This window comes from Deinococcus marmoris (assembly GCF_001949125.1).
Taxonomy (GTDB): Bacteria; Deinococcota; Deinococci; order Deinococcales; family Deinococcaceae; genus Deinococcus; species Deinococcus marmoris_A.
On the sequence record NZ_MSTI01000160.1, the window covers coordinates 54,473 to 64,357 of the forward strand.

General features: G+C 64.2%; 8 protein-coding genes. 6 read left to right on the forward strand and 2 right to left on the reverse strand.

Features of this window, described 5'->3' with window-relative positions:
- Positions 1 to 84: 84 nt before the first annotated feature.
- From BOO71_RS23485 to BOO71_RS28925, 6 genes are all read left to right on the forward strand, one after another.
- Positions 85 to 1,287 (forward strand): MFS transporter, encoded by a 1,203-nt coding sequence (locus BOO71_RS23485; protein WP_075836671.1) that lies wholly within the window; start codon positions 85 to 87, stop codon positions 1,285 to 1,287.
- A gap of 45 nt (positions 1,288 to 1,332) precedes the next feature.
- Positions 1,333 to 2,160 (forward strand): metallophosphoesterase, encoded by an 828-nt coding sequence (locus BOO71_RS23490; RefSeq protein WP_075836673.1) that lies wholly within the window; start codon positions 1,333 to 1,335, stop codon positions 2,158 to 2,160.
- Between the two features lie 24 nt (positions 2,161 to 2,184).
- On the forward strand, positions 2,185 to 2,604 hold the full coding sequence (locus tag BOO71_RS23495) for a hypothetical protein (protein WP_075836674.1): 420 nt from the start codon (positions 2,185 to 2,187) through the stop codon (positions 2,602 to 2,604).
- A 369-nt stretch (positions 2,605 to 2,973) separates the two neighbouring features.
- The gene (locus BOO71_RS23500) at positions 2,974 to 4,506 is read left to right on the forward strand and encodes a glycine--tRNA ligase (protein WP_075836676.1); all 1,533 of its coding nucleotides are present in this window, start codon (positions 2,974 to 2,976) and stop codon (positions 4,504 to 4,506) included.
- A complete protein-coding gene (locus tag BOO71_RS23505) occupies positions 4,503 to 4,910 on the forward strand; it encodes a hypothetical protein (RefSeq protein ID WP_075836678.1) in 408 nt (135 codons plus the stop codon). Before BOO71_RS23500 ends, BOO71_RS23505 begins: the two co-directional genes overlap by 4 nt.
- Positions 4,911 to 5,162: 252 nt before the next feature.
- Positions 5,163 to 6,128, forward strand: a complete 966-nt coding sequence (locus BOO71_RS28925; protein ID WP_083653775.1) for a fasciclin domain-containing protein — start codon at positions 5,163 to 5,165, stop codon at positions 6,126 to 6,128.
- Positions 6,129 to 6,363: 235 nt separating this feature from the next.
- On the opposite strand, the gene BOO71_RS23515 is transcribed toward BOO71_RS28925, so the two are convergent.
- Positions 6,364 to 7,899, reverse strand: a complete 1,536-nt coding sequence (locus BOO71_RS23515; protein ID WP_075836680.1) for a S8 family peptidase — start codon at positions 7,897 to 7,899, stop codon at positions 6,364 to 6,366.
- A 205-nt stretch (positions 7,900 to 8,104) separates the two neighbouring features.
- The coding region (locus BOO71_RS23520; RefSeq protein WP_075836682.1) for a tetratricopeptide repeat protein at positions 8,105 to 9,885 on the reverse strand (1,781 nt) is incomplete at its 5' end.

Below are 9,885 nucleotides of genomic sequence, written 5' to 3' on the forward strand. Positions count from 1 at the left end.
ACCAGAACCGCCCCCCTGATCGGCAGTGTTGATTTCAGCTTCAATCGACACACCGCTTGACTTTTTGAAGTTATAGTCACGCCCATGACCCGCTTTGCCCCTGCCTCTGCCCCAGCTTCTGTATCCGGTGCGGCCCCGCCCGACTTCGCTACCCGCCTGACGCTGCTGCTGCTGGCGGCCCTGACCATCATGTCCGGGGCCACCATCGCGCCCGCGCTGCCCGCCATGCAGGCGCATTTCGCCGATCAGCCGAACGCCGAACTTCTGGTCAAACTGGCGCTGACCATCGTGGGGCTGGCGATTGCCCTCTCTGCCCCGCTGAGCGGCGTGCTGGCCGACCGTTTCGGGCGCAGACCCATCCTGATCGGCTCGCTGCTGCTGTACGCGCTGGGCGGGGCCAGCGGCCTGATCGTGTCCTCGCTGGGGGCGCTACTGGTGGGCCGGGTCATTCTGGGTCTGGCGGTGGCCGGGACCATGACGGCGGGCGGAGCACTGGTCAATGACCTGTTCACTGGCCCCGCACGCGGCAAGTTTCTGAGCCAGCAGGCCGCCTTTACCAGTTTCGGCGGCGCGGTGCTGCTGCCGCTGGGCGGGTTGCTGGCCGGGGTGGGCTGGCGCGCGCCCTTCGCGATCTACTTCATCTCTCTACTGATCCTGCCGCTGGTCTTGCGGTTGCCCAAAGGCAGACATGTGGCAGAAATCAGCCACGAGCCAGAGGGCAAGACCGCCTGGGGCGCTATCGGGCTGGTCTACGCGCTGGCCCTGGCCTACATGGTCATCTTTTATCTGATGCCCGCGCAAGGGCCGTTCCTGATGAAATTCCTGGGAGCCTCGCCCGCCGCCACCGGCCTGCTGCTGGGCGCGTTCACGCTGACGGCGGCCATCACCTCGCTGACCTACTCGCGGTTCTCGGGGCGTTTCGATGCGCGCACGGTGGCGGCGCTGGGCTTCGGACTGGTGGCGGGCGGCTGGGCCATCGTGTCGCAGGGGCAGAACATTGCCAGCGTGATTCCGGGCCTGATCGTGGCCGGGCTGGGCGGCGGACTGGTGCTGCCCAACCTGTACACCTGGCTGGCCGACATCACGCCCTCGGCGTGGCGCGGGCGCATCGTGGCGGGCATGAGCAGCGCCGTATTTCTGGGGCAGTTCCTCAGCCCACTGCTGCTGAGCGCCCCCGCCGATCATCCGGCCAACGGCTTCGTGTGGGGCGCAGGCGCGGCGCTGGTGGTGGGCGCGGCGTTGCTGGCCTTCAGCTTCACGGGCAGGCCGATGCGGGCCGCTGTTTGAGCTGCACCATCCTTCTCAACTGGCCCATCCCTCTAAACTGACGGGATGACCGCTCCCGCCGCACCCTGGCACGCCCGGCACTGGGACGGCTCCTGGCTGATCATCCCCGATCTGCACGGCCACGCGGCCCGGTTGGACGCGGCGCTGAAACAGGCGGCCCGACACCCCGCAAGCCGTCTGGCCTTTCTGGGCGATCTGATCGACGATTCGCCGCGCCGCCGCGAGGCCCGCAAAGCCGGAACCATGCCCGGCACTCCCGACGACTCGCGGCAAATCCTGGCGACGGTGCGCGCACTCCACGGTTCTGGCCGCGCCGAGGTGCTGCTGGGCAACCATGAGGTGATGGCCCTGGCCAGCGTGCTGGACGATCACCGCCCATTGATGGACCTGTGGTGGAAGGTGGGCGGCAGGGAGACGGCGGCCTCGTATGGCTGGAAGGGCAAGGGCGACGCGGGAGAACTGGCCGATGACCTGCGCTGGCTGCGCGAGCATGGGCGGCTATGGCTGAGCATCGGGCCGCCGGGTGCGGAGGTCCTGCTCTCGCACGCCACGCGGCCCAGTCTCTCGCGTTTTCTGAACGGAAAAAACTGCGCTGCCGACCTGACGCCCAGCGCCGTAAACGACGAGGTGGTGTGGCTCCCGCTGGGGCTGGAGAGCGACAACGGCGCACGCCTCCGCTCCCTGCCGCTGCTGGATGAAAGATTCACGGCCAGTCTGCACGGGCACATGGAAACGCCGGACCTCTGGACGCTGCTGGACATGCAGGACAGGCCCGCCTATCAACTCGATCTGCACCCGGCACGGCGCAGGCTGGCGCTGATGCATGTAGGCAGCGAGGGCAAACTGACCCCAGGCGTTGTTGCGGTGCCATAGGCGCACAGTGGTTAGGCTGGACTCATGAACCCGCCCGCAAGCCCTGTGGCGAACGCCGAATTTGGCGCCCTGTTCACACGCTGCGTGGCCCAGCACGGACGTTTCGGCCACCCCGCGCACCTGCATCTGGCCTGGCTGCTGCTGGAAAAGCACTCGGCGCTGGAAGGGCTGGCCATCTTCAACGCGGGCCTGCTGGCGCTGGCGCGGCGGCTGAAGCTGACCGACAAATACAACGCCACCCTGACCACTATCTTCTTTTTTCTGGTGCTGGAGCGCCGCGAAGACGGGCAGACCTGGGACGAATTCGCCGCCCAGCACGCCGATCTGCTGGACTGGGATCAGCGGGAAAAGTTCCTCGCCCCGTTCTACGATCTGGAATCGCTGAACTCGGAGACGGCCCAGCAGGGCTTTCTGATGCCGCGCCCACCGGAAAATAGAGGTTAAAAGCCCGTCTCAGACACATCTTTTGCCCTTAGACCCTCAGACCATTAGACTTTTATACCTTCCTCTCCCCTTGACCCCCTCCCCCGCGCCGCGCCACAATACCCGTAGCGTTGATCCGCAGGAGTAGCGCGCATGTGGTCCTTAAGAGCGAGCCTGAGACGGTGGAAGTCAGGTGGGCGGCAGCGTGTGAAGGGCGGCGGGGAGCTGTTGAAGATTCAAAGAGGGCCAGAATGCGGCAGACCGCCGCGCGCTGGAACTGGGGTGGAACCGCGCGGAGTTTTTTCGCGTCCCCAGACGGGCTGAGCAAGTGCCGTCTGGGGCGTTTTTGTTGTCTTCCAGCGGGGCAAAGCCCGTAAAGGAGGACGCAAGATGCCCGCATCATTGATGGAAGAACTGGTCAGCCTGTGCAAACGCCGGGGCTTTATTTTTCAGGGGTCCGAGATCTACGGCGGCCTGCAAGGCTTCTACGATTACGGCCCCCTGGGCGTGGAGCTGAAGAACAACATCAAGGCCGCGTGGTGGCGCGCCAACGTCTACGAGCGCGACGACATGGAGGGCCTGGATTCCAGCATCATCATGCACCGCATGGTCCTGCGCCACAGCGGCCACGAGGCCACCTTTTCTGACCCGATGGTGGACAACAAGAAGAACAACAAGCGCTACCGCCTGGACCATCTGGTCAAGGATCAGAAGGCCGACGTGATCGAGAAAGTCGCTGCCGGAATTGGTGAGGACGCGAGCAACTTTCCAGCGGTGGTGGCGGCCCTGATCAAGCAGCCCGCGAAGGCTTCCGAAGTCCTGAAGGCGGCAGGGGTGCGCGACGCCTTTTCAGGTGAGGTGGGCGACTGGACCGAGCCGAAGCCCTTCAACATGATGTTCAAGACCACCATCGGTCCGGTGGCGGACGAGGAAAGTTACGGCTATCTGCGCCCCGAAACCGCGCAAGGCATCTTCACCAACTTTAAAAACGTGGTGGACAGCACCTCGCGCCGCCTGCCTTTCGGTATCGCGCAGATTGGCAAGGCGTTTCGCAACGAGATCACGCCGCGCAATTTCATCTTCCGGGTGCGCGAGCTGGAGCAGATGGAAATCGAGTTCTTCTGCGTCCCCGGCACCGACGAGGACTGGCATCAGCACTGGCTGGACAAACGGCTGGCGTGGTGGGAAGCGCAGGGCATCCCGCGCAGCAAGATCGAGATTCTGGACGTGCCACCCGAAGATCTGGCCCACTACTCCAAGCGCACCTATGACCTGATGTACGACTATCCCACGCTGGGCTTTGAAGAAATCGAGGGCATTGCCAACCGCAGCGACTACGATCTGGGGTCTCATACCAAGAACCAGTCCGAGCTGAATCTGGTGGCCAAGGTGAGCGAGAACAACGACTCCATCGCCAAGCTGACCATCCCGCACCCCGAAACCAACAAGCCCCTCGTGCCGTTCGTGATCGAGCCGTCGGCGGGCGTGGACCGGGCATTGCTGGCCGTGCTGAGCGAGGCGTTCACCAAAGAGACGCTGGAGAACGGCAGCGAGCGGATTGTCCTCAAGCTAAAGCCGCACCTCGCGCCGATCAAGGTTGCGGTGATTCCACTGGCGCGCAACCGCGAGGAGATTACGACGGTGGCCAAGGCGATCAAGGCCGAGTTGCAGGGCCTGGGCCTGGGCCGCGTGCTGTACGAGGACAGCGGCAACATCGGCAAGGCGTACCGCCGCCACGACGAGGTGGGCACGCCCTACTGCGTGACCGTGGACTTCGATACCCTGGGCCTGGGCGGCGGCGAGGGCAAGGAATCTGACCCAGCCTTGAAAGACACCGTGACCGTGCGGGACCGCGACACGCTGGCGCAGGAGCGTGTGAAGATCAGCGAGTTGAGCGGCTGGATCAGGGAAAAGTTGCGATGAGCGAATTCACCGACAAATACGAGAACCAGTTCATGAGCATCGAGCTGGCCGTGTACGGCGTGTACGACGAACACCCCGAACTGACCGACGCGCAGGTGGACGCCGCCTACGAGGAACTGGCGCGGCGCTACCGGGCCGAGGCCACCGCCTTTGCCTTCAAGCCCGGCAAACTGGACGGCCTGCGCGCCGAGGTGCATGACGCCGTGCTGCCCATCGCGGAAATGCTGGTGGGCCGCCCGGACAACATCCTGCCCACCGAACCTGTCAGCGCCGAGGAAATGCGGCAGATCCTGGGACGGCTGCGCTCCTCGATTAAAACGTGGCAAAAAGCCGGGGGGCGGCAGTCGTATCTGAAGTACATCTCACAGTTTCTGTCTGATTCGGCACAGGATCAGGACGATTGAACCGGGTCCAGTAAGAAGTTCCAGGCAACAAATCATACATTAAGGCGAGGTTCACAATGGATACATTGTACCTCGCCTTACTCATGTGTTTCACCCTGTTCTTTAGGATGACCAGCAATCAACCCTTCTGGACAGCGCTTTGACTAGCGAATTCCAGCTCAATCGCTCAGATTTTAATGAAGTTAGATGGATTCAGGGTTGAATCGATGAATTTTTACAACGTTCTATTTCCGTAAAAAAAAGGAGACCGATATGTTCAAGAAGACCACATTGATGTTAACTGGTGCGCTGATGCTTTCTGCTGTGGGGGCCGCACAGACCACGCCTGCTCCCACCCAGACGATTGCCGAAATCGTTTCTACCAACCCTGATTTCAGCACGCTGCTGGCGGCAGTCAAGGCCGCCGGACTGGTGGAGACCCTGAGCGGCGCTGGCCCGTTCACCGTCTTTGCCCCCACCAACGCGGCCTTCGCCAAGATTCCCGCCGCTGACCTGAACGCGCTGATCAACGATCCAGAAAAGCTCAAGTCCATCCTGCTCTATCACGTCGTGGTGGGCAAGGCGATGGCCGCCGATGTCATTGAACTGACCACGGCCAAAACGGTGAACGGCGCGGCAGTGAACATTAAGGTGAATGGCGGCAAGGTGATGGTCAACGACGCCACCGTGATCCAGGCCGATGTGCAGGCCACCAACGGCGTGATCCATGTGATCGACACCGTGCTGATGCCGCCCGCCAACGCGATGGCGACGCCCGCAGCAACGGCGGCGGCAGCGGCTGCCCCAACGGCAGCGATGGCCGAGCCGACAGAGACCATCACCGGCATCATCTCGACGGATCCCGACCTCACCACCCTGCTGGCCGCCGTGAAGGCCGCTGATCTGGAGGCCACCCTGATCGGCAAGGGACCTTTCACGCTGTTTGCGCCCACCAACGCCGCCTTTGCCAAGATTCCGAAAGCGGATCTGGACGCCCTGCTTGCAGACCCGGCCAAGCTCAAGGCTGTGCTGCTGTATCACGTCGTTGCTGGTCAGGTCATGGCCGCCGATGTCGTGAAGCTCACCACTGCTGACACGGTGAACGGCGCGGCAGTGGACATTCAAGTCGATGGCAGCACGGTGGCCATCAACAATGCCACCATCACCAGGACCGACGTGCCAGCCATCAACGGCGTGGTTCACTTCATCGACACCGTGTTGATGCCGCCCGTCAAGTAAGACCGTGGTCTACTTCAAGTCTTGACCACGACCTGAAAAAAGCACCACGGGTGGGCATGAGATCCATGCCCACCCGTGGTGCTTTTTTCCCTGGAGAGACCCGGTAGCCGACTGCCTTCCCGAAAAATCCGCTGATGCTGAGCATCACAGTGGAGGCAAAGTCGGTTCTGGTGGGTCCGGTCTATGATCTGACCCCGCTTCTGACTGATAGAGCAGAGGCGGAGGTTAGGCAAATTCAGTACCCATTGAGCTTCAGCATCGGCAAATTCTGTACGGACGCGGTCTGAACAATGCCAGCAGAGGTGTTCTGCGCGGCCACATTGCCGCCGCCTGCGATAATCCGTCCCCCCGACAGCATGTAGGTCCGCAGCGCCACAGCGGTCATACCGGGATTGGCTTGCCGCGCCAGCGCCGCCGCGCCCGCCACCAGTGGGGCCGCGAAGGACGTGCCGCTGTAGAGCTGGATGTGGCCCAGATCCAGCGAGTCGCCGGGCGCGCTGATGTTCAGGTAGCTGCCGCGCGTGCTGAAGCCCGACAGCGGCCACAGCGCCGAAACGTTCAGGCTGCGTGCATTCCAGGTCGGCGGCGTGACCGAGGCCACCGCCAGAATCGGCAGCGCCGCCTGACTGGGCGCGTGCGAGCGGGCAAAGGCGGCGGGGTATTCCTCCGGGTCTGGGGCATTCGGGGTGGTGGGATGATTCAGGTGCTGGTTGCCCCCAGCCGCCACCACCACCGCACCGTTGAGTTGCGCCCAGTTCAGGACGGCGTGTATGCCCCCCGTGGGCGTCGCGCCGCCCAGGCTGAGGTTCAGCACGAGCTGCTGCGCCGGAACCTTACTCAGTGCCACGCACAACCCGCGCAACACGTCCTTGGTGCTGCAACTGGCCCGCCCGCCTGCGCCCGGCGCGCAGACCTTGATCGGCAGCACGCTGGCCCCAGGAGCGACGCCGCTCTGCGTGCCCGCCGCCAGCATCGCCACCTGTGTGCCGTGGCCTTCCCAGAAGTCCTGCGCCCCGGTCAGCGACGGCGCAGGGTTGGCCGGGTCATAGGGAACGAGGGCATTGATCGGCGGCGACACGCGCGGCAGCCGCATGCCCTGTGGGGTGTTCAGCTCGCGGGTGGGGTCAAGCGTGGTGCTAAAGCCGGTATCCAGCACGGCGATGGTCACGCCTGCGCCCGTGCGGCCACCCGTCGGACTGCCCAGCACCACCCTGGGCACCACGGGTGCGGGGGCATAGTTGAAGGACTGCGGGTTGAGCTGTGGCTGAGCGCTTTGGGTTTGATTGGGCAAGGACTGAGCCAGTGCATGACCATTCCAGTTAGAGATCGGATCGGGATACCACACATCCTCGCCGCCCTCCTGAGCAAGCAGATTGAGGGCCGCTTCCAGCGTGATGCCCGCACCCAGTTGAATCTCGGCCAGAGTGCCACCGCAAGGCGAGGTTCCTGCCGCTCTGGTGTTGGGACGGGGAGCCGCCGGAGCGGGCAGCGTTTCGCGCGAGTTGAGCGTGCCGACGCCAGGCAGCAGGCGGGCCAGCAGGGCGTCTACCTGCGGCGGCGTGAGTCTGGGATTGATCAGCAGTTGCACGCGCCGCGCCTGTGGATCGCCCGGTAATTCGGGGGCCAGCACTTCGATATCGCGGGTGGTGATGGTCTTGTCGGTGCCGTCGTTGACAAATTGCACCCGCAAACGCCCCGGCGGGGTGCGAATCGGAATGGTCACGGTGACCAGCTTGCCCGCGCTAGGGGCGATGGCCCCGGAGATCGTCACTGGTCTGCCCTCAACTTCTTGCACGCTGAGGGTGACCTTACTGCCTGCTCTACCCCAGGCGTCAGGTAAAGCGCTACCCGGAACCGGGGCTATCCCTGCGCCAAATGCTGTACCGCACAACAAGCCTCCGCACAGCAAACCTATAGTCATTCGCCCCAGCACCTGTTTTATTTTGTTCATGGTGTTCCTCCTGTGGATGAGCTTGTCAGTTCCCCCCTGAACGAGCCATGAACGCCAGGCGCTGCTCTTCAAAATAGGCAATCAAATGTTCCTGTCCGGTACCACGAAGCAGCTCAAGGGCTTCCTCAATCAGGGGCAGATTTTCCTTCAATTCGCCCAGATTGCCCAGAACCATCGCCAGAGTGTGGGTTTCTCCGGTGTGCCGTGCATAGGTTATGGCGGTCTGGTAAGCCTGTTCGGCAGCATCTAGTCTGCCCAATTGCTGCTCGACTGTTCCCACGTTGTTCCAGGCCAGCGCTGCCGATGTAGCCTGCTGCCTAGTTTGTGCCAATTGTGCCGCCTGCCTGTAGAAATCCAGCGCCTGTTGCGGTTCATTTTGCCGCTCCAGAAGCCATCCAATATTGCTCAACGTCTGGGCCTGCGGATTCTGCGCTGAGAGCGGTCTAATTTCCTGCATTGTATCGGTAAGATCATCGCCAAGTTCAGTCATGGCGACGGCCTGCTGACAGAGCGCTCTGAGGTAGCCCAAGTTATCGCCCAGCAGCCGGAACAGCCCACAGGCGCGCAAAAACGACGCTTTGGCTAGCTTAAAGTCCTGAGCTGACAGCGCCAAATTGCCCAGCACCATATGCCCCCGTGCGCGGGTGGGCAAATCGCCAGTCAGCGCGGCCTCTGCGGCCTGACGGGCTTCTTCCATCCGCCCAATACTCCACAAAATCAGGCCCCGCACCGCCTGAACGTCCGGCGTCAGCGGCAAACCCTCCAGCCGTTTCAGGGCTTCGGGGCCGCGCCCCAGCGTGTCCAGGGCGCGGGCGTGCAGCAGCCAGGTTTCGGGCGTGCGGGCGTGCGCAGCCAGCAGCGTCTCAGCCTCGCTTTCCTGTTCGGCGTCCAGCAGGGCCAGGGCGCTCACCGCCAACGCGGGCTGAAAGCCTGGCAATGTGCTGGAGCCGGTCAGCGCCTGCGCCCGCAGATACAGCGGCAGGGCCTGGGCGGGCGGCACCTGCGGCGCGAGCAGGATCAGCACCTCGGCTTCCAGGCTGGGCTGGGCGGCCAGCCACACCAGCACGGTGGAGCGGGCGGCGACAATGCCAGCTTGACCCGCGCCGCCCTGAACTATGTTTCCCTGACCTGTGCCGCTCTGCCACAGTCCGGCCAGCCCCAGGGTTTCCTGTGCCCCGGCCAGTGCTTCGGGGTCAAGCTCCAGGGCGCGGCGGGTGACCTGCGGCGCGGGCTGATCCTGAAGCGCCAGACAGGCCAGCACCTGCCGCACCTGCGGACTCAGCGGAGACAGCAGCGTGGCAAGCGTGTCGCTCAGCGATTCCTGCGCGTGCAGGGCAGCAACCAGGGCCGGAAGGCCGCCGGTCTGGGCGTACTCCCCGGCGCTCAGGGCCTCCGGGGGCAGAGGCCGCAGCGGCAGCTCGCTCAGGCCGCTGCCACTGCCCAGCGGCGAACGCTCCCGGCTGCTGAAGACCAGTGGCCCGCCCGCGCGCGACTGGGCCAGACGCAGCAGCACCCGCCGCGATTCGGGATCGGCGGCCTCCCAGTCGTCCAGCAGCAGCGCGTCTTTCGAGGCGATCAGGAACCTGAGCCAGCCCTCGTCGGTGGTGGGGGCTGAATCTGGGGCCAGCGGCAACAGCGTCTGGTACGGCTGCCCCGACTGGCCCACCAGCAGCGTGCCGCCGCCCAGGGCTGCCGCCCGCAGCAGGGCCGACTTGCCCAGCCCGCGCAGGGCACGCAGCCACAGCACCTCCCCGGCAGCCAGCCCGCGCAGACGCTCCAGCTCGTGGCGGCGGCCCAGCAGCGGGG

What these genes read in the sequence shown, in the direction of transcription:
- BOO71_RS28925 (WP_083653775.1), top strand. Translation starts at nt 5,163, where the DNA reads ATGTTCAAGAAGACCACATTGATGTTAACTGGTGCGCTGATGCTTTCT.
- BOO71_RS23505 (WP_075836678.1), top strand. Translation starts at nt 4,503, where the DNA reads ATGAGCGAATTCACCGACAAATACGAGAACCAGTTCATGAGCATCGAG.
- BOO71_RS23485 (WP_075836671.1), top strand. Translation starts at nt 85, where the DNA reads ATGACCCGCTTTGCCCCTGCCTCTGCCCCAGCTTCTGTATCCGGTGCG.
- BOO71_RS23490 (WP_075836673.1), top strand. Translation starts at nt 1,333, where the DNA reads ATGACCGCTCCCGCCGCACCCTGGCACGCCCGGCACTGGGACGGCTCC.
- BOO71_RS23500 (WP_075836676.1), top strand. Translation starts at nt 2,974, where the DNA reads ATGCCCGCATCATTGATGGAAGAACTGGTCAGCCTGTGCAAACGCCGG.
- BOO71_RS23495 (WP_075836674.1), top strand. Translation starts at nt 2,185, where the DNA reads ATGAACCCGCCCGCAAGCCCTGTGGCGAACGCCGAATTTGGCGCCCTG.